General features: G+C 51.3%; 17 protein-coding genes. 7 read left to right on the forward strand and 10 right to left on the reverse strand.

Annotated elements, in window-relative coordinates; genetic code table 11:
* Positions 1-296 precede the first annotated feature (296 nt).
* Positions 297-1,085, reverse strand: coding sequence for a carbohydrate-binding family 9-like protein (locus OQ371_RS03785; RefSeq protein WP_265992452.1), 789 nt, complete (start codon positions 1,083-1,085; stop codon positions 297-299).
* A 329-nt stretch (positions 1,086-1,414) separates the two neighbouring features.
* Between OQ371_RS03785 and OQ371_RS03790 the strand changes: the two genes are divergently transcribed.
* Positions 1,415-2,083 carry a YdcF family protein gene (locus tag OQ371_RS03790; protein ID WP_265992453.1) on the forward strand — a complete coding sequence of 223 codons (669 nt, stop codon included), beginning with the start codon at positions 1,415-1,417 and terminating at the stop codon, positions 2,081-2,083.
* 276 nt (positions 2,084-2,359) lie between these two features.
* Here OQ371_RS03790 and OQ371_RS03795 read toward each other — a convergent pair whose 3' ends face one another.
* Positions 2,360-2,818: a hypothetical protein gene (locus tag OQ371_RS03795; RefSeq protein WP_265992454.1), complete on the reverse strand. Its 459-nt coding sequence runs from the start codon at positions 2,816-2,818 to the stop codon at positions 2,360-2,362.
* A 255-nt stretch (positions 2,819-3,073) separates the two neighbouring features.
* On the opposite strand from OQ371_RS03795, the gene OQ371_RS03800 reads away from it, so the two are divergent.
* Both OQ371_RS03800 and OQ371_RS03805 read left to right on the forward strand, forming a co-directional pair.
* Positions 3,074-3,223 carry a hypothetical protein gene (locus tag OQ371_RS03800; protein WP_265992455.1) on the forward strand — a complete coding sequence of 50 codons (150 nt, stop codon included), beginning with the start codon at positions 3,074-3,076 and terminating at the stop codon, positions 3,221-3,223.
* A complete protein-coding gene (locus OQ371_RS03805) occupies positions 3,220-3,540 on the forward strand; it encodes a hypothetical protein (RefSeq protein WP_265992456.1) in 321 nt (106 codons plus the stop codon). The genes OQ371_RS03800 and OQ371_RS03805 overlap by 4 nt, the downstream gene beginning before the upstream one ends.
* A gap of 66 nt (positions 3,541-3,606) precedes the next feature.
* Here the strand turns inward: OQ371_RS03805 and OQ371_RS03810 are convergent, their stop codons facing one another.
* Together OQ371_RS03810 and OQ371_RS03815 are read right to left on the reverse strand one after the other, a co-directional pair.
* Complete coding sequence (locus tag OQ371_RS03810) at positions 3,607-3,861, reverse strand: hypothetical protein (protein WP_265992457.1); 255 nt, start codon at positions 3,859-3,861, stop codon at positions 3,607-3,609.
* Between the two features lie 325 nt (positions 3,862-4,186).
* On the reverse strand, positions 4,187-4,669 hold the full coding sequence (locus tag OQ371_RS03815; RefSeq protein ID WP_265992458.1) for a response regulator: 483 nt from the start codon (positions 4,667-4,669) through the stop codon (positions 4,187-4,189).
* 217 nt (positions 4,670-4,886) lie between these two features.
* Here OQ371_RS03815 and OQ371_RS03820 point away from each other — a divergent pair, with 217 nt between their 5' ends.
* Positions 4,887-6,176: a sensor histidine kinase gene (locus OQ371_RS03820; protein ID WP_265992459.1), complete on the forward strand. Its 1,290-nt coding sequence runs from the start codon at positions 4,887-4,889 to the stop codon at positions 6,174-6,176.
* Here the strand turns inward: OQ371_RS03820 and OQ371_RS03825 are convergent.
* A complete protein-coding gene (locus OQ371_RS03825) occupies positions 6,173-6,682 on the reverse strand; it encodes a hypothetical protein (RefSeq protein ID WP_265992460.1) in 510 nt (169 codons plus the stop codon). The genes OQ371_RS03820 and OQ371_RS03825 overlap by 4 nt on opposite strands.
* Before the next feature lie 161 nt (positions 6,683-6,843).
* On the reverse strand, positions 6,844-7,803 hold the full coding sequence (locus tag OQ371_RS03830; RefSeq protein WP_265992461.1) for an MBL fold metallo-hydrolase: 960 nt from the start codon (positions 7,801-7,803) through the stop codon (positions 6,844-6,846).
* A 158-nt stretch (positions 7,804-7,961) separates the two neighbouring features.
* Here OQ371_RS03830 and OQ371_RS03835 point away from each other — a divergent pair, with 158 nt between their 5' ends.
* Positions 7,962-8,990, forward strand: coding sequence for a 3-hydroxyacyl-CoA dehydrogenase family protein (locus OQ371_RS03835; protein ID WP_265992462.1), 1,029 nt, complete (start codon positions 7,962-7,964; stop codon positions 8,988-8,990).
* Here OQ371_RS03835 and OQ371_RS03840 read toward each other — a convergent pair.
* The 3 genes from OQ371_RS03840 to OQ371_RS03850 all read right to left on the reverse strand — a co-directional run bounded on the left by OQ371_RS03840 (position 8,987) and on the right by OQ371_RS03850 (position 12,759).
* Positions 8,987-9,310, reverse strand: coding sequence for a hypothetical protein (locus tag OQ371_RS03840; protein WP_265992463.1), 324 nt, complete (start codon positions 9,308-9,310; stop codon positions 8,987-8,989). The genes OQ371_RS03835 and OQ371_RS03840 overlap by 4 nt on opposite strands.
* Before the next feature lie 107 nt (positions 9,311-9,417).
* Complete coding sequence (locus OQ371_RS03845; protein WP_265992464.1) at positions 9,418-10,353, reverse strand: DUF4249 domain-containing protein; 936 nt, start codon at positions 10,351-10,353, stop codon at positions 9,418-9,420.
* 51 nt (positions 10,354-10,404) lie between these two features.
* On the reverse strand, positions 10,405-12,759 hold the full coding sequence (locus OQ371_RS03850) for a TonB-dependent receptor (RefSeq protein WP_265992465.1): 2,355 nt from the start codon (positions 12,757-12,759) through the stop codon (positions 10,405-10,407).
* Positions 12,760-13,403: 644 nt separating this feature from the next.
* Between OQ371_RS03850 and OQ371_RS03855 the strand changes: the two genes are divergently transcribed.
* Entirely contained in the window at positions 13,404-14,054 is a 651-nt protein-coding gene (locus OQ371_RS03855) for a sugar transferase (protein ID WP_265992466.1), read from the forward strand.
* 94 nt (positions 14,055-14,148) lie between these two features.
* Entirely contained in the window at positions 14,149-14,517 is a 369-nt protein-coding gene (locus tag OQ371_RS26340; RefSeq protein ID WP_374761434.1) for a LytR/AlgR family response regulator transcription factor, read from the forward strand.
* 1,166 nt (positions 14,518-15,683) lie between these two features.
* Here OQ371_RS26340 and OQ371_RS03860 read toward each other — a convergent pair.
* Positions 15,684-19,820, reverse strand: a complete 4,137-nt coding sequence (locus tag OQ371_RS03860) for a putative Ig domain-containing protein (RefSeq protein WP_265992467.1) — start codon at positions 19,818-19,820, stop codon at positions 15,684-15,686.
* Positions 19,821-20,303 lie beyond the last annotated feature (483 nt).

Below are 20,303 nucleotides of genomic sequence, written 5' to 3' on the forward strand. Positions count from 1 at the left end.
GCTTCCGGACTTAGTCACCATTCATCCGCATACGGCCAGTTGAAGTACCTTCGGGAAAATTGGGAGAGGATTCAAAGCAAAATCTCCGTAAAGAATCAAAAGCCTGATTGACCATTTTTTTAAAAAGCAGCACTTAAACTGCCCTTTAAGCCGCGGTTTTGTACTGACATGAAAGTCCCTAAAACGAGAGAGTTTAATCAACAAACCCGTCACATCCTTCCAAGGATGTGATCCGTTCAGGAACCCGGCGGCTCAGCAAGATTTTTTGACGCTGCCCTTTGCCGTAATGTAACCTTTCAGCCGGCAAACTCAATTTCGCTCCAGCGCTCGGGTAGATGCGTATCAAGAACACCGTGCGGAGTAAGTACCATGGCCTGTTGAACCGGTATACCCGAAACCGATACCTTCTGGAAACGGCCCAGAAACATCTTCCACCGGTCACCGTTCTGGGGCGGCAGCGAACGACCATTGGCCAGCCACGTCAGGCTCTGCCAGGGAATAGCGATCTCCAGACTCCACCCCCGGTCGATATCGCGGTTGTCATTGAGCGTTCCCTCCAGCTTTACCGCCGTTTGCAGGCCCGGTAAGTCATAATGGAGAAAGGCCCAGCGCACTCCGCGTGGATGCGTACCGTACCAGAAAGTTTCATCAGTGCGGTCGAAGTTGCCGCCGAAGGTCAGCGTCTGGGGGTGGTAAACATCAAAGAGCGGCACGTCAAACCGCCCGCCTTTCTGATACGCATCCCGCCAGATGAAAAACACCTCGTAGACGGTATTGCGGGCATTGACCTCCAGCTCATAATAGCAGTCCCCTCCATCGATCAATAGTTCCAGGTCGTTCTCCAGAAAGATAATTGAATCACGCTGGGTCAGATGAGCCTCTAAAAACGGTTCTTCGGCCCGAAAGGCGACGTAAAGGTGGGTGTCATTCCAGAGCATGGCGGCCCGCGTGTCGTACAAACCGGGTGCAGCCGTCACCATGTCGGCAAAGCGCTGGCTCCAGGTAGCCGACTGCCAGGCGGGTTTGGTCAGGTCTCCGTTGATTTCCAGGGTCTGGCTGATTTTCTGAGCGGTATAGTGAGGCATAGGAAGTCTGTTTTGGCAAATATACACGAAGCACCAAAGAAGCACACGGGGTTAGGGTACGGTTTATGCGGCCGTTGGGTTAAACTGCCTGGAAACAGGCTGCCTACAGTTGGTCGTCCGCGTGCCTGGGAATGAGTCAACGGCGAAAACCAATGCCTGATCAGGCGCAAGAAGTACAAGTAACTCAAGCCACTTGCTTTCAGCAACCCTAACACGCTCTCCCTTACGCCAGTATGAACGATGCCAAGAATTTGCGTCTATTCCCGCGTATCTTTCCTTATTTTTGGGTTTTGTAACGACTCAGCAACGCACGAAGAAGCCTTTCCTGTATGGCTCAGATTCCCGCTTCCATTCACAACCTGGCTAAAATCCTGTGGAATTACCACCGGCTTGACCAACCTCTTGAACCCGCCGATGCCATCCTGGTTCTCTGTAGTTACGACAAACGGGTGGCCGAACGGGCCGCCCAGCTTTGGCTTGACGGCTGGGCCCCGCTGCTCATTTTTTCCGGGGGTCTGGGGGTTATTACCCGGGCTCTGTGGAGCGAACCCGAAGCAGATCAGTTTGCCCGGATTGCGTTGGACATGGGCGTTCCGGCGGAGGCTATCCTCATCGAAAACCAATCGACCAACACCGGCGAAAACGTCCTGTTTACCCGGCAACTGCTGGCCGACCGAAACCTGGACCCGGCCAGCTTCCTGCTGGTCCAGAAACCCTACATGGAACGCCGGAGTTATGCCACCTTCCGGAAAGTCTGGCCGCAAAAAACAGCCCGGGTTACGTCCCCGCAAGTTCCTTACGAAGAGTATCTGGACAGCTACTCGAATCCGGATCTGTCGCCGAAACAGATCATTCATATCATGGTGGGTGATTTGCAACGCATCAGGGAGTATCCCGCAAAAGGATTTCAGATTCCCCAGGAAATACCGCAGGAAGTTTGGGAAGCGTACGAAACCCTGGTGAAGGCCGGTTACAATCAGCACCTGATCAAGGAATAAAGCCTGGCTGACCGCACAACTGGATTTCTTCGTGTTGTTTTCCACAGGCATATAAAAACGGCCGGGTCAGTAACCCGGCCATTTCTCGTAGCTGTTGTCGATCCTATATTTCTGCATTGAAAACAGAAGATTGAAATACAAAGGATGATAAAAGCTGAAACAGTGAGTTAACGGCCTTCATGCTGCCAAACCAGCCTCATCGACCTTCCATAAAAAGAATGAACGCAGCCGTGCGCTGGCTGCGTTCATTACGTATCACCAATCAACCATTTGTTTTTACTTCAACGAACCACCATCCGGGGTTTTGTTGCCGCGTTTGTTCGCGCGCTTCGTTTTTTTGTTGGTATCCGTGCCAGAGGTGGTTCCCTGCGTACCTGCTCCTGAAGTGGTGCTGGAGTTTATCTGGGCATCCGACTGCTGACCCGAACGCTGTTCACGGCCTTGCTGGCCGGTCGTGCCCGTTCCAGATGTGCTCGTTGTGCCTGACGTATTCTGGCCGCTGGTTCCCGATTGAACGCCCGTTCCCGTCTGTCCGCTGGTGCCCGAGGTCTGGCCACTCGTCCCTGTAGTTTGCCCGCTAGTGCCGGTAGATTGTCCCGTTTGCCCAGTCTGTCCGCTGGTACCGGGCTGCTGCTGCGAGGAAGTGGATGAACTACTTCCGGTTGTTGACTGTGCTTGCGCCTGAATTGTAGTCATTGCTACGATCATCGCTGCCACTATTACTACCTTTTTCATCGCTGTTTGAACTACAATATTTTAAAGTGAATAATCCTTGTAACCCGCATTCTTCGTAGTAAATCACTAAAAATCAATGAGGAATGAGGATTCGGTCTCGGCAGCAAAACGAGATGTTTGTAAAAACGAGTACGGTTTGGATACGCTTCCGCACCAGACGGGCCAGATCCTCATTCGTTTCGCATGAATCCGTCTCCGACCGGAGGCAGACGGTTTTGCAGTTGCTTTTTAGGCATAGAAAACCCTGACAACCCAATGGAAACGTTACATGATATCGCATTGCCGCTAATTGTGCTCCTGGTGGCAGCGGGTCTGCTGACCCTGATTGTGGAGGCTACGGAAAAGAAAACCGACCGTAAAAAAAACAAAAACAAAAAACGCAAAACGGAATTAATAAAACCGTGATACCGATAATTCCTTTTAAAGATGCTTGTGAAGCAGAGCCCGCTGCGATGGGTAACGCTAAACAACGGATTCAACGAATCATTCTGGACTATTACCAGTCCATTCCCTTTGAACCGACCCCGCTTGATTTTGATGAATGGCTGCAAACCATGTCCACGGCGGAGCGCGAAATTTACCAATGGATGGGACTGGACACGTGTCGGAACATACTGGCCTTTCGGCGGTATTGTTTTCGAAAATCAGGACACCGGCTGGAGTCCTATCTGGCGGAACGGCTTTCGCTGGACGATTTCAGGTGCTGGCTGGCCATGGAATAACTTACCATAGCTTTACACATAGGAATTTGCCACGCATGGGCCACTCTCTTCCGGGGAGTGGCCTTTTTAGTATACAGCCAGAATCTGCTGATATTCTTTCTGCAACTCCTTTAGCTGATTACTCATCGGCTGACCGTCAAAGGCTTCCAGCGGCAAATCAAACCGTCTGCCGTCATCTTCCTGCATCCAGGCGCAGAGCAACTGATAGCCGGTCGCAACAAAGTCGTTTAAAACATCCAGGTGGTGTTCCAACCGGGAAGAGCAGAAACTATGACAATCCAGGTTGCCTTCTGAAGATAAAGCCGAAAAGTAAAGCCACATAAGTGAGTAGTAATTTGAATGCTGCAAAAACAAATGACTTAAAGTCAAACCGCATTGCTAAGTAAATACAACTAACGGTCGATAAACGTTCAAGAGCGAACGTCGGCTTATCGTCGTTGGCGGCATCACTTGGCCCCTCGTTTCAGGATAATGATGGTTGTATGGTATGAAGCAAAACCAGTGCCATTTTAAAAAGCCGCGTTACGGCTCTTTATTGCAGCTTTTAGCATCGCGTTACGTCCCCCTCGAAGGGGCTTTAACGATTCAATTTGAAAGCTTCGGTAGGAGAGAAAGTAGAAAAACAGGGTTCACTCAAGCACAAATCTTACTGAAACGAACGGCTTTCTGGCAACCGAACGGCATCCCACCAGTATTCTGACAAGGTTTGAAAACAAATCTGCCAGGCCTTCAGGTCTGATGGTTTGGTCAGGTACGAAGACGCACCCCGGTCGTAGGATTCAATAATGTCGGCCGGATCCGTCGAATGGCTCAGCACCACAACGGGTATCAGGCTCACCGGTGCAGGCTGACTTTTGATAGTTCCCAGCACTTGCCACCCCTGATGCCGCGCGGGCAGGTACAGATCCAGGAGAATAACCTGGGGCAGCGGAGTTCCCATATCCTGAGCGTCCTGCAAATACTCAAGGGCCTCTTCAGCGCTGGACACCCGAACCGCCACCGGCGAATCAAAGCTTTCGCTAATGGCATTCTGAATGATGGTCCAATGATCCGGGTTATCTTCAATAATCAGAATCCGGGCTTTCTTGGGCTTATTGGCCGCCGTATTCGCTGTCTCGGAATGGCTCATATTCTCATTTCGTATATTATAGCACTAAGTTAATAGAATACCTCGAAATATAAGGCCAAAAGCCATCTTCTTTCCGAATAAGCCGAAAAACTGAGCGAAAATCCCATAATTTTGGGGCATCCGGATCAATCTTAAAACAACGGAAGGCGTTTTGATCTTTATCTTCATCGAGTACACAAACATCTAGCTGAAACTTGACATTTACTGACTTTTCCTGATGAATGATTCAAACAACTCTTCCCTGGATGCACTGGCGGTTTACCTGGCCGCCCGCCGGGAAGCCTTGCTGAATAATTGGCGGACAGTTTGCGAAAAGGACACCAGTATTTACACCATCGGCAACATGAGCCGTGAAGAATTCAACAACAAGGTTCCTTTCATGCTCAATGGCCTCGAACAGCGAATGCGCCAGATGCCGTCCGACATTGACGTTAAACTGATGGCCAGCGAACACGGTCTGCACCGCTGGCAAAAAGGCTATTCGTTGCACGAACTGTTGTCGGAAATGAATCACCTGAGCCAGCTTGTGCGCGACGAACTCCGGCAATATTGGAAACGGTTTCCAACGACCGATATGGATCTGGTCGGGCAATCGTATGATCTGGTCGCCTGGTTTAGCCTGCAAAGTACCAACGGCAGCGTCGAGCAGTACACTGAACTGCAGCGCATAGCGGCCAGCAGCCGAACGGAAGCCTTGCAGAAAACCCTCAACGAACTGGAGCATTTGTCCCGGCAGCGGGGTGATTTGCTGCGCAGCTCCTCCCATGACCTGCGCAGTGGATTTGGCGTTGTGAAGGGAGCGGCTTCGTTGCTCGAACTGGATGGGAAATCGGACGAGGAGCGAAAAGAAATGCTGGAGATGCTTAACCGCAACCTCAGCAGCGTTCATGAGTTAGTAACTCAACTGATGGACTTGGCCCGGTTGGAAGCCGGACAGGAATCCATTTCGGTTCAAACGTTCGACGTGAGCGAACTGCTTCACTCGCTGGTGAAAACGTACCAGCCAATAGCCGAAGAACAGAGCCTGATGCTTCAGGCAAACGGTCCATCGAAGCTGATGATCGAGAGCGATCCCATTCAAGTGCAGCGCATCGTGCAAAACCTCGTCCTGAATGCGCTGACCCATACGGAATCTGGCTTTATCTCCGTATCGTGGACCACCGAAGACACGCTGCGCTGGATCCTGAGCGTTCAGGACTCCGGACCCGGCTTAACCAATCAACAGCCTGGTTCCTTTGCGGAAATATTGGCTCCCACCGTAGAATCTACGGCGGCCTTTGGACTCTCCTCGGCGGAGGCCGATGCGCGGGAAGCCGCCAACATCAACGCGTCAAAAGCCGCGTCCTCGGGCGAGGGCATCGGTTTATCAATTGTCAAACAATTGTGTGAATTGCTGGGGGCCAGTCTGGAAATTGAAACCCGCCGGGGGCAGGGCACGTTGTTTCGCATTCGTTTGCCCATACAGCGTTATACGCCCGGCGGAGAGCACACTCATGGAGTAAATTAATCTGCCGGACAAAGTACTGCCTGGTAAGCCGCCTGCGCCCGGGCGACCAGCTCCAAATACCGGTCAATCAGCCCTTGGTATCGGTTTATCAGGCGGGTTTTGCTGGGTCCTTTCGGCATTTCTTTTCGGGTATTGGTCAGCAGTTGCTGCATCTGACCCAGTGAGTCCTGAAGCTGCTCCAACCGCCTTTGCCGAAGGATAACCAAACGGTAAAACCATTCGGCGTCTGGTGCACGTTCGATGCCTGCCTCAGGTCTGGGCTGGGTCAATATAGACTCCCAGTCCTTTTTGAGTTCCCGGACGGCTGCCGATACCGATGATTCATCAAACACCTCCGTCGGCAGTTCAATGCGGCCGCTTTCGTCAGTTATCAACGCCTTGATGGGCTGGTCGCCCTGTCGAACAATACCGTTCAGGATATCGAAAGCAACTTCTAATTCATCAACTTGGCAGAAGAAACTTCGCCATTGCTGCTGTCGGTCAATAGCGGTTACAGTGAGAATCATACGTGAATTCATCGGGAAGCTTTAGTGGCTAACATCACACGATTCATTAAATATACAGAAGTATCGATCAAAATGAGTGATTAAATAAGGATACGGCCCTTTATTTATTTCTTACGTTTATACAAGGCCTATATACGCAATGCCGTTATTGGTGCGCAGATTCAGAACTCCAGCACGTTTCCCTGCTCCGGAAAAATCAGTTTTACGTTCAGCCGATTACCCTTTTGAAGCTGCGACCTGATCAGTTCCTCGTTGTTTCCGGTAGGCTTTATGTGCGTAATCACCACCGGCAAACCGTTCAGCGCGTCGGCCCCCGTCAATTTACCCAGCGCCGTGAGCTCATGCATCAGCCAGTTGGGGGTTAAATGACCGTAAAGCTGGTTGTCGGGCTGTTCGTTGGGATACGAAACTTCCATGAAAATAGCTTTCAGTTTCTTTGACTGGACCAACGGCGCCACCTCCTGCCAGAGCAGGGATAAATTCCTCGATTTTTCAATGAGATCAGGGCCGGTGTCGCCCAGGTACAAGGCGTAATTTCCTTCGTTTTTCACCAGAAAGGCTGCGCTCTGGTAGGCCATTCCGTGACTCAGCGGAAACGCCCGTACACTCATCCCCGTTGCTTCAATGGGCACTTCCGTTCCGGGTGCCAAAACCGTATACCGGTATTTGCTCAGCGCGGGCTGATCTCCTTCATTGGCCATATTCGGCCAGCTTTTCCAGTTGAAATAATTCTTTTTCAACACATCAATGCAACCGGCCAGCGCGTAAATTGGCTTGCGGGCGTCATCCGTCGAATTGATGATTAAACCCGCCAGATGATCCAGGTGCGCATGGCTGATCAGGTAAGCTTTGATGTATTCCTTCAGAACGGTTTCAGAACCAACTCGAAACACGCCATGCTGGACAGCTTTCTGTATCCCGGCATGAAGCGTTCCGGCATCGAGACAAATGTAGGTGTCCGTTCCCGGCGCAGCCAGCAGGTAGGCCGACAGATTACTCTCGTCGAGGCCGCCCCGGACGCCCAGCGGCACCACCTTAAAGGCACTTGCCGACGGCTTTTGCGCACAGACGTTGAAAAAAAATGAAACCAGAAGAAAGCAGGAGATCAGTCGGGCGGGCATACGGCGGGCGAATTAAAGCTTTAAAGCTACAGGTTTCCCGCTACCAATTCAAGAAACCGTATTCACCGCGTTCATTTTTGTAAATACAGGTAACGGAAAAGTATAACGCAGGCCCTTAGCGCCTTTCTGGCAGTAGAAACCCGTGGTTTGATTGAAGAATGACAACAGAAAGTAACGAACCTTTTTCGACCGACCCAACCGGCATTCCGGTTGGCGTTGTCGGTTTGGGGCTTATGGGATGCAGCATTGTCACCTGTCTGCTCATGGCCGGTCATCCGGTGGTAGCCGTTGCTCCGATTCCGAGCGATCTGGAAACCGCCGAGCCCCGCGTTCACGAACACCTTCAGAAATCGTTTGCTGAAGAACTGTGCCCGGAGCGACCCGACGTTTATCTGAACAATCTGACGATCACGGCGGATTATGGTTTGCTGCAAGAGGCCCGTCTGGTCATTGAGTGCACGCTGGAAGATCTTGCTATCAAGAAACAGGTTTACCAGAAAATTGAGGCCGCGGTGTCGCCCCAGACGGTTATCACCAGCAATACATCGGCTATTCCCATCAGCGTGTTGCAGCAGCAAACAACTCATCCCGAACGATTTCTGGGCCTTCACTGGGCCGAACCGTCGCACACAACCCGCTTTCTGGAAATAATCTGCGGAGACGCCAGCGATCATCGGTTTGCCGAATGGTTGTATCAGCTTTCGCACCATTGGGGCAAAGAGCCAACGCTGGTGCGCAAAGACATCCGGGGATTCATTACCAACCGGCTGATGTATGCCCTCTACCGGGAGGCTTTTTATCTGGTGGAAAACGGTTACGCCACCATCGATGATGTTGACCGGGCGTGTCGCAACAATGCCGGTTACTGGATGACCTTGGTGGGAATTTTCCGCTGGATGGACCTAACCGGTGTTCCGGCCTATCATGCCGTGATGAAGGACCTGTTTCCTACTCTCAACACGAGCACCGAAGTTCCGAAGCTGATTGACAATCTTGTCCAGAATGGCGGTAAAGGCGTTCAGAACGCCCACGGTTTCTACGACTACACGCCGGAAGAAGCCGTTCTCTGGCGCGAAACCTTTGAAGAGTTTAGCTACGAAATTCGGCGCCTGGCGCTGAAATACCCGGTTGATGTTGTAAAAAAGAAAGTAGCCGCCCGGAAAAAAAGCGACGACCCGGCTCCTTAACGACTTCCGGCCACAACGCCCAGGCTGACCAGTTTATTACTCCATTTCGTAAGTAATTCCTGCGCAGAACCAAGCCAGAATTCGCTCCAGTTCAGAGCCGGCTGGGCCTGTTTTTGCAGAAGTGTCTCCAGCGAATGGCTCCGGTTGCTGTAGTAAACAAGCGAATCATCGCACACCCGGACGATGGACAAAGTGTGGTTTTTACGGACCTCCCCACTGGTAATCAGACCGGCTAGGTGAGTCCGGGCTTCGTCTTCCGTGCTGGTATATGTCAGAATGGAAGTGTTACCATTATAGTGGACAGCGATGTAATTATTCATAGTTTTTATAGCTTTGAGAAACGTTGGGCAATATTACATATTTTCTAAGTATATTTACGCAATATTGTTTGATAATTTTTTTCCTCCCGCTATAAAGTCACCGAATGTTATTTTAAGGTAACAGTCAGGAAGGCTTGATTATAGGCGGCAAAACACCCCAGCCCTCCCTGAATGGTGTTGGTGAGCAAAACTGGCTCGGCAAACGGATTGCCATCCGCCCTTTTCTGCAATTCCAGCGCCTGATGGTATTTGTAATAGGCCTCATCGACATTCAATAAGGCAGCTTTGACGGTGGCTTTCTCGTAGAGATTCGCGAAATTCAGCTTATCTGCTGAAGACGAAGTAGCTGCCGCTTCATTCAGGAGGCCCCGGTGCGACTCCAGCCGCTTGCCGTCCTGGGCCTGATCGGTTAGCAAAGTATTACGCTGGCCCGCCGACTCAAAAAGAACGGGCACAGTCCGGGCTTCAGGTTTGGCATTGGCATCCGTTTTACAGGAAGGACACGGTTTGGCGTAAGCAAACAGACCGGCCGTCTGGTAGTAATTTGTCGTCTGCGAATCGTCCTGCCAATAATACCGAACGAAGTATTGTTTGCGATGATTCGAATCCTCGACCGAATCGAGCCGGACCTCTTGCAATTTCGCGGGCTGTGGGACGGTACACGTTCCCGAAGCCTGCAAACCCGCCGGATTCTGAGCCGTAATTCGGTAGGTTTCGCCCGACCGAATCGGAAACTTCTTCGGATCAGCCTGAAAATATTCATACTTCCCGTTGTAATGAAGCTGAATCGATCGGTTCCCGCTCGACAAAATCACCGTTGCATCCGGTGCAATTCCGTAATTCTTGGTGTGATTGGCATCAGTGACGGGCCGGGTGATGTTTACTTTTACAGCCAGTACCGTGTCCTGAGGAGAAATAAATCCAATGATTACCAGTTTCTTGTCGATTTCTCCTAGACTGGCCGGGTCAATCTCCTGGCGCATACTCCCACAACCCGAGGACAGGAAAATGAGGAGCAGAAATATAGCGTAAATCCGTTTCATGATGTTTTAAGAATTAAGACAGAGAATGTACCAAAAGCAATTAATGCGTACTCAGAACCTGAAACTATAACTGACTGTGGGCACAACGGGAAAAAGTGAATAGCGGTAAAGCACCGTTTTTGACGCGATGCCCTCGGAACCACCCTTGCCCTCCAGCGAATAATAAAATGGGTTACGCCGGTTATAGGCATTATAAACACTTAGTTCCCAACTGCTTTCCCACGCTTTTTTTCGGGTATGGAACTGCAGGCTAAGGTCCATGCGGTGATACGGCTCGGCCCGGAAACTGTTTTTAGCCCCATAATCCTTTACGTTGTGGGTGTCGATAAACGGGTTGGTGTTGGGCGTCGTGTGATCCGGGTTATTGGCGCTGGCGTAATAGCGCGACAAGGGAACCGTTAACGCCTGCCCCGTGCCGTACACCCAGGTACCGGATAGGCTTATACGCTTGCTCAGTTCGTACACCCCCACCACCGACAAATCATGCCGGCGGTCGTAACGCGGGAAGAACCTGCGCCCCCCGTTCAGATCGGCAAACTGCCACTGCGTCCACGACAGCGTGTAACCGATCCAACCCGACAACCGGCCCGTTTTCTTCTGGAGCATCACCTCCCCGCCGTACGACCAGCCCCGGCCCGCCGTTACGTTATCCTCCCAACGCGCCTTTTGCCCCGTTGCTGTCATATCCGTAACGAGAAACGTTGCTCCTTCCCGATAGCTGATGTTGTTCTTCATGGTTTTATGATACCCTTCCACCGTCAGAGCAAGGTCGGAATCAAAGTCTTTGACCAGCCCCAGCGCTACCTGCTCCGACTGCTGGGGTTTGACCCGGTCGGTCGTGGGCACCCACAGGTCCGTGGGCAGGCCAACGCCTGTGCTCGACAGCATGTGTACATACTGGTTCATTTGGGCGTAGGCTCCCTTGATGGTCCAGTGGCCGGGCAGTTTATAGCCCACCGACAGGCGGGGTTCGGGCCGCAGGTATTGGGCTTTGGGGTGGAAGAAGTAGCTCAGCCGCAAGCCGGCGTTGATCCGCCAGCGGTCGGTGGGCTGCCAATAATCTTCTGCGTAAACGCCCGATTCAACGACACGGATTTGCTGACCGGAGGTTCGGGCCAAAGTGGCGGTTTTAGCTTCGGCAGTCACAACTGCGCTGGGCGTAAACTGATGAGATGTTGCCTGAACGCCCAATCGAAACTGGTGATTCAAACCCGCCTGAAGGTCCCAATCCTGCTTGAATGTAAAATCCCGAATGTTCGACAGGTACTCCAGACGAAGCACCACGCCCGACGGATTCTGGCCTTCCGCCTTAACGGTTTCTTCACTAACAACTTGCATACGGTACTGACTAAAGATCAATGCCGCGTGGGCCGAGGCCCGGTTCGAGAACCGGTGGCTCCACCGCAGCGTACCCGTGGTGTTGCCCCAATTCAGACCTGCATCCAAGACCTGCTTGTCGTACATTTGCTGGCTTTTAAACTGATCGGCACTGGTGTAACCACTGACGTACAGCTGATCCCGCGCCCCCAGCTCAAACGATAGCTTGGCGTTGTAGTCCCCAAAACCCAAACGCGACGGAACACCCGACTCCCTGCCTTTGGCAACCAGACCCGTCAATGCCCCCAGATAACACTGACGAGCCGACACCACAAATGAGGATTTGCCCTGCTGCAGGGGGCCCTCCAGCGTCAGCCGCGAGGCAATCACCCCTATACTGCCCGTGCCGTGCAACGCCTGACGGTCGCCCGCCTTCAGACCCATCTCGATCACCGACGACAGCCGACCCCCGTAACGGGCCGGAAAACCGCCCTTGGTCAGTTCCGCGCCCTGGAGCGCATCGCCGTTGAAGACCGAGAAGAAGCCCAGCAGGTGGCTGGGGTTGTAGACCACCGCTTCGTCGAGGGTAATCAGGTTCTGATCCGGTCCCCCACCCCGCACGTACACCCCGGCGTTGCCTTCGGAGCCTTTCTGCACCCCGGGCATGAGTTGCAGCAGTTTCAGCACGTCTTTCTCGCCCATCAGGGCGGGTATTTTGTTGAGCTGCTCGAGGGGCACGTCGATGCGGCTCATCTGGGCCTGGTCGCTGGCTTTGGGGGCAGCGTGAGCTTTGACGGCCACTTCGGCCAGCTGCTGGCCGGGCGTCAGGAAGATGTCCAGGGTTTGGCAGTGAGCGGGGAAGATGGTGCGCGTCAGAGGCTGGTAGCCCACAAACGAAAACGTGATCGTCAGACTGTCCCTGGTGGGTAGGGACAGGGTATAAGAACCGGTTTCATTGGTGACAGTGCCTAAATGATGATCAGGCACATAAACGTGAACACCCTGAAGCGGCTCATTGGTGGTCGTTTCTTTGACTAAACCCGAGAATAACACCGAAGTTTGTGCACGCGCGGCAATAGATACCAGCATAAGCACAACCCCTGCAAGGGTAATAAATCTTTTCAAAATATAAATTAAGACAGAGAATAAGTAATTTTACCTACCACAAGGTAAGTAAATTGCCAGACATATTTACTAAATAAAAGCAAAAAACATTTACCCTTTCTCATCAGAATTTAGTATACGGCTTCACCAGTTAACGTAAGTATCTAAAAGAGAAGGAGATACAATAAATCAAAAGGGTAAACCCTTTTACGTTTATGCGAAAGAAAGTAAAACCGCAAAGTTTATGCGCCTATAACCTGCACAAAAAATTATCAATTCTGTGAAACGCTGCTTTCTATTTATCTTTTGCTACTCTTAGATTAACCTGAAACTTTCTGGCGGTATCCTGGCACTGAACCTTCATCTCAAACCACTAAATCACTTTTAAGATAACCCGTTGCCAACCTGCTTACAAAGAGGTATTATTGTCTGATAAAATCACTGATAAAGTCGTCGCCAATTACTCGCTATCGGTATTTTAAGCCGCTATATCCACACCAACTTCAGCTTTTTTTATTACTTTCTTTGATATACTGCTACCCTTACTGTCGGTTAAATTCACCAAAAGCGGTCAAATTTAGCGGTGCTACCAGGGAGTATTCATGTAGTTAGTTTAATGCTCAACGTTTATGCTTAGTCTCGATTCGGGAGTTTACACACTTCCGTCTCCCACCAACTATAGTTCGAAAGACCTTCCTTCACAAGCCGGAAAAAGGCTATTTGATCTTGTAATTACTTTTCTGCTCCTAGTATTCTTTCTGGCTTGGGCTGTGCCCCTGATTGCTATGATGATTCGTCTGACATCCCGGGGCCCCGTTTTTCTTATTCAGCTGCGCACAGGCAAACATGGCCGACCCTATCGCTACTTTCGGTTTCGCACTACCCCTTGTATCGCCCAAAAAGGGCTTTCGACCACCTCCTATCCGCCCGCTCAGGTAACGGCTCTGGGTCGATTTCTCCGTGCTACGCACCTGGATGAATTGCCTTTGTTTTTCAATGTGCTGCTTGGAGATATGAGCATCGTTGGTCCCCGTCCTCATACACTTCAATACGACGCTCAACACTGGACGTTACCGGGCTACCGGGATCGGTATCGGATGCGTCCTGGTATTATAGGTCTCTCCCAAATTCGCGCCCGCCGGGTGAAGTTGCAGCAGCCGGATTCGGTTCACAACGGAATTCGGTACGACCGCTGGTACCTCAGCCAATATTCGCTCGGCTTGGATTTAAAAATCTGCTGGTGGAAAATTAGCCGCCCCTATCCTATCGCCCACAATTAACAGACAAAAGGTTCGCATTTATCAGCCAGAATTAGTAACATAATGGCATAGAGTTTGCTATCCTAATGAAAGTTATGGATCAACATTACTTTCTATGAATAGCACACGTACTAGCGTTAAAGTTCGAGACAGAAGAGGCAGAGCGATTACGATTTCGGCTAAACAAATCTTATTTTTCGAGGGATGGAGCAATTATAGCCGCATTTTCCTCAATAAACAGACTAGTTTTGTCTCCAGTTATACACTCAAAGAGCAACAGGAGTACCATCCCAGCTTCTGGCGCATCTCAAGGTCCTACCTGGTTAACCCGGAACATATTGTCCACACGGAACTACACGATATGCACAACAGTTGGGTTGAATTATCAGACAGTACCCGTCTTCCGGTGAGTCGTCGGAGAGTGAAATCCGTTATTTTGCTGGCCAAGTTCTTTACGACGTCCCTCTCTCAGGTCACTGAATAATCGGTGATGGGCACGTATCACTTCTTTAACCGGTCGAGTAAGTCTTCTTGTTGACAGCGTAAAACTGTTCCGATCAAATAGCGTTAGAAGTTTATTCTTTGTGATGCACCTCCTGAATTCTTTTAAAGCGGATGCGCAACTAGCCATTACCCTGTTTTAGATACGGTTTGTTGACTAGTTTGCCATCTGTTAAACCGCTTACTCCTTTTTGTACCGTTTGCGTTTCTTACGCTTCTCTGCCTACCTTCTTTTATTCCCTGATTCGTTTAAAAGTGTCACCGGCGTTTGCTCATCGTCTGTCCTGCCCCGGTCATCTTTCCTGTAAATGCCTAATTCGCAAAACCGGCTTCTGGAAGGGGTGTGAAATGAGTTCGTCAAAGTAAGCCCATACAACAGATTAATTGCCTTTTTAAAGCCCGATTTACTCAAAACGGTAAAGAAGGCAGACCACCTTATTGCCGTTGACCCTGTGCGGTTAAAACCTCCACCCCATACCAATAAATAGAAGTAACATGGATAGTTAATTTAGAAAAAAACCAGTCAATTGACTGGTTTTTTCTTGCTATCTAACCTGATTTCTCCGGTCTTCCCGGTAAAGACGTTTTGATTTAGTTTCCATAAATCAATTGAAATCCCTTTGTAAACATCCGACTAGCAATATCGGGTGAAACAACCAAAAATGCGCTTTTATCCCGGGCAACGATCTGCGCGTTTAGCCCTTCCATAAAGAATTGATTAGCACAACTAATTGCTTGAGGTAAGCTCGTAAAACAGCAGGACGACAAGTGATTGCGTGCCAGAGCGGGTGCCATAAGAGCCGAAGCCTCGGTGATTGCATTCATTAAAATAAGTACAGTTACGGTGGACAATTCAAAGATACTAACAAAATTATAAGTTAAGTAGTATTACTTAACAATGTTAGTTTACGGCTTCTTATAAAAGATACAAAACACTCTAAATTAAGCTAAAAATAGACATTGATACACTACATCAAATATATTTTCCTATTTTCCGCCAAACCAGATATAAGTAATTATGTCTTATAATCTGCTTCGATCATACTTGAAAAAGCGGCTCATGATTTATAAAAGCACAAAAAAGCCTGCTCTCAACGAAAGCAGGCTTTCCGGTAAATCCAGGTTATTTATTGTCTTACGAGAGCATTACTATTTTACTACCTTCAGCGTATGCATCAGGCCTTCTCCCTGTTGAATCTTCAGCAGATAAAGTCCGGATGATAGTCCGTATGGCTGCATATTTAAAATTACTTTTCCAGCCTCAACGCGTGTGTTGTTTTCTGAGATTAGCAGTTGCCGCCCTGAGGTCGAAACAATCGTGAATCGATAGGGAGCTTGCGGGGGAAATCGCTCCAGTGTCGTCGGCAAACTTATTTCAATCAGATCGTTGAACGGGTTGGGGAAAGCCCCCCAGCTTCCTTCAACCGATTCCGCCGACAAACGCGCCGACGACGGGCAAGTCAGTGTTTTAGGCGCATATTTCAACGTATAGGCGCTGTTTAAAACCCTGGCGCTGATCTCGTGCGGTTTGTTGTCTTTCAGGCTCGCCGGAGTCGTAAAACTGTACGCGTGATTCCCGTTGCCTTTGCCCGCATTCAGCAGATCTCCTCTGAAGATAGCTGCCTCAACACTGCCGATTGGCTGTCCATCAGCGTAAAACTCCACCGTCAGGGGCGTATTCGGCTTGTTCCGATCCCATACCCAGCCCCGGATCGTGCTGCACTCAACCTTGTCCAGATAACCGTCAAAATTACCCGTCACCAGCTCCGGCGCGGCCTGTATTTTCAATTGAAAAGTAAGACGCACCGTGGCCCCTTCATTATCGGTCGCCGTTACAAGAACCGTAACCGCCGTCGCCGACGTAGGTGTACCTGCAATAAGATTGGCTTCGGCATCGTAACGCAGTCCAGCGGGTAAGCCCGTAACCTCAACGCTGGCAATGCGACCGTCCACATCCGCAAACACCGTTGGCCCAACGGCATAAGCGAATGCCTTGCCAACCGTGGCGGTCTGGTCGGGAATGGGCTGTGCAACGACCGGCGCCCGGTTTTCGCCCGCTGGGGCCGGATTGATCGTCAACTGAAAAGTTGTTGTAACCCAGTCGCCGTAGTCGTCGGTCGCTTTAACCGTAACCGTGGTCGCTTCGCCCATCGTTTCACTCGCCAGATTCCGGTTGTTGGACGCCAGCGTGGGCGTCCCGCTGATCGACCGAACGGTTCGGGTATACGTAAGCCCGCTGGGCAATGGACTTGTAAGCTCGACGGTTGCGATCGTTCCGTCGGAGTCGCTGAAGCTATCTTCGGCAATGGTATAGGCGAACGGTTGGCCCGCTGTGGCTGTCAAATTCGGAATGGTCCGGCTAACGACCGGCGGCTTATTGACAACGGCATCAGCAGCCGCAACCGCTATTTTGAAAGTTGTTGTGGCGGTAGCGCCCAACCCGTCCGTCGCTTTAAGCGTAACTGTTACTGTCCCGGCAGTCGTTGGCTGACCACTAATCAACCGGCTCGACGAACTGTAAGACAATCCGCCGGGCAAACCACTCACCTGAACGCTGCTCAGGTTATTATCCGGATCGGTAAACGTACCGGCGTCGAGCACCAGTGAAAAAGCCTGCCCCACCTTCGCCGACTGATCGGCAACGGTTTTGGCAACAACCGGGGGGCTATTGGCCGGAGCAGCCGTTACCACAACCGTTACAAGCGCGGGTGTGTATCCACCCTGACCGTCCGATACCACCAAGCTGGCCGTAAACGTACCGATCTGGTTGGGCAAGCCACTGAAGGTTCGGGTTGCCTGGTTGTAAGCCAGACCGGCAATTCCACCGCTAATGGCGTACAACAGTGTCTGCCCGTCTTCATGCGAGAACGCCGGCAGCGTGTAGGTAAACGGCGTGTTGAGGTACCCGTATTGAGTCGGAATTGGCACCGCTACCGGCGGATTGTTAGTCGGGTCCGATACCGGGGCCGTGCTGGCAGGACACGTTAGCGTCCTGGGGGACCCCTTCAGGTAGTAATCCGAATTTTCGATCCGCAGGCTGATGACGTGTGGCAACCCGTCTTTGATGCTGGCCGGTATGATAAACTGATAACCGTGTTGTCCGTTGCCTTTTTTAACCGCTACCAGATCGGGGCGTACTACATCCGCTGTAAACGTACCGATCACGTTCGAACCATCGAGAACTTCAATGGGCAGGGGCGTGTTAGGCAAATTCCGGTCCCAGACCCACCCCCAGATATCTCCTTCACAGGTGTAGGTGTCAAGGTATCCCTCAAAGTTACCGGTTCGTTTGATCACTGGTGCAGCTTCGTTAATCGTCAGTTGAACTAGCGTTGTCCCAATACGGTTGGATGGGTCAGCCGCCGAATAGGTCAGCGAATAAACGCCAGCCGTTGTTGGTACACCACTGATCGTGCCAGTTTGGGAGGAAAACGACAAACCGGGTGCAATTCCGGCCAATTTGTAAGTTAACGGTAATTCCTCCGGATCCGTAAAGGGGGGTAGTGTATACGTAAACCCCTTGCCCACCTGCCCGGTTTGCGCCCCGATTACCGGAGCCACCGGCGGCTGATTGGTTCCCGCGGCATCGGCAACCGTCAGCCGGAAACTCGCCGTTACCGTCGCATCCAGGTTGTCCCGGGCAATCAGGGTAACGATCCGGGATTCGGCCCGGGTGGGCGTTCCGGCGAGCTCGCCCGTGGCACTCACCCACCGAATCCCTTCCGGCAAGCCGCTGACCTGAATGCCCACGATGGTTCCGTCGGCATCCGAAAAAGGCTGCCCAATCGAATAACTGAACGGCTCACCCACCATGGCGGTCTGGTCAGGAATGGGCTGTTTCAGGATCGGTAAACTATTCAGGACCGGCGGCTCATTCCGGAGCAGGTCTTCGTCGATTTCGATGCGCACGGGCTTGTTTCCGTTCTGGCTGTACCGCTGGTTCCAGCGTTCCTGCGCAATCGAATTATTCTTCAAAATGTCCGAAAGTTTGTAACCGATGGCGTTACCGGCGGTTTGTACCTGCGTAACGGGCTGGCCCAGTAACCCTCTTGAGGTTACCATTGCAATCAAATCCGTCAACTTCTGGCGGGCGTCTTTTCCACCAAAGTTGGCCAGCGTCAGCATTTTCGCCCCGTGTTCGAAACACTGCGCAATTTGCTCATAGTACTTTTCCAGAGACACCGAATTATGGAACATTCCGTCAACGGCGTTGATCATAAACGCGCCGGGTTTGAGGTTGCTCCGGACGAGGTCCATCGAGAAGCGGTGGTTGTAGTCCGGTCCATCGTTGAACTTTAAACCGTCGGCGGTCTGGCCCAGATTTTTGAAGGCCAGCGTCGCCCGTAAGCCCGACAGACGGTCCCAGACGCAACCGTGCTGGTTGACCATGACGATTGCGGGGTCAACGGCTTTGACGGTTTGGTTTACTTGGTCGATAAACGCCTTGAGCTGCCGGTGCCGGAAAACGTACCAGTCGTTGCCCCGCGTACCGAGTTGAGAAGCATACGGGTTGGATTTATCGTTGGGCGGTGGCATCACCCGGTTCCACTGGCTGAAATCGGTTCCCCAGCGTTGATTGAGCTGCGACAAACTGAAACGGGCCTGAAGGTACGTGCGAAAAGCCGTTAGTTCGTGGATGCTGTAATCGTAAGGAACCACGTACTTCGCGCCGGTCGGGGGGTCGTAAACCGGTGAATATTCCGATTCCAGAGCGGGTGAAACCACCACCGAGAAAAACAAAAGCTGCCCCTGTTCCTGAAGGTAGTGATACCGGTTTGCAACCTCGCTTACGAAGGTACTGGCCCGATCAACGGTGGGCTGATGGGAAAACGAAAATTGAATGATTCCCTTTGCGGCCCGCCGGGAACTGTCGGCGGCCTGCATGGTTTCGTGAACCGTCCAGAACCCGCCCAATCGCTCAAACTCCCGCCCGACGTGCACCCGCAGGGCGATTTTCAAACCCAGCCGCTGGGCAGTCTGCACGTGCGAATCAACAACATCCCACATCGGGCGGCTGTCGGTAGCCGGGTAAATCTGATCCCAGTTTATGGTAATTTCTACCGCGTTACAGCCCGCCAGCGCAGAGTGTTCAATGCGTTCATCATCCACGCGGGGATCGCTCTCAAAATTGAAAATGGTGACGCCGATGTACCGTTTGTCGTCGGTACCGGAGGGTGAAATCCGGGCCTGTTTTCGCGGACCGGGAAGCGGAAGATCAACCGGAATAGCTTTTACCAAACTTGACGAGGCAACCAGAAATAACGCCACACCCAGGGTACTCTTCAACGCGTGGACAAGTCGATTTAAACCCGTCCTGTGGATAGGTAGATTTAAAAACATAATTACGTAACGGTGAGTAGATTGATTACAATTCTTCACTGACTTCAGCAGAAGCCGTTCCCGTTTCTTCACATCATCCCGAACACCTTGCAAATCGACCAAAAACGATGAAATCGTTGCGATTTCTAATTGGTCGATTGCCTGGCGAACCGTTTCCAGTGATCAATCGTGAAAATCAACTCTGCAAAAGCGGTGCCAACAAAGACGTTTTGTTAGTTACCGGTATACGTTTCTGTAAACTAATGGCTTATACCAAGGCAAAGAGTGCTTGAAAAAGCAGCAAGCGACAAGAGATTGTCCTGCCGGGAATGCAGGAATTATTCCCGCGTAACGCTCACCCGGCGATTTTCGGAGTGCGGTATACGTCATTAAATACTAACAGCACCGGCCGACCGGAGGCAGCGACAAACCGTTTCGGGAAAAACTCAG

The organism is Larkinella insperata (assembly GCF_026248825.1).
GTDB lineage: Bacteria > Bacteroidota > Bacteroidia > Cytophagales > Spirosomataceae > Larkinella > Larkinella insperata.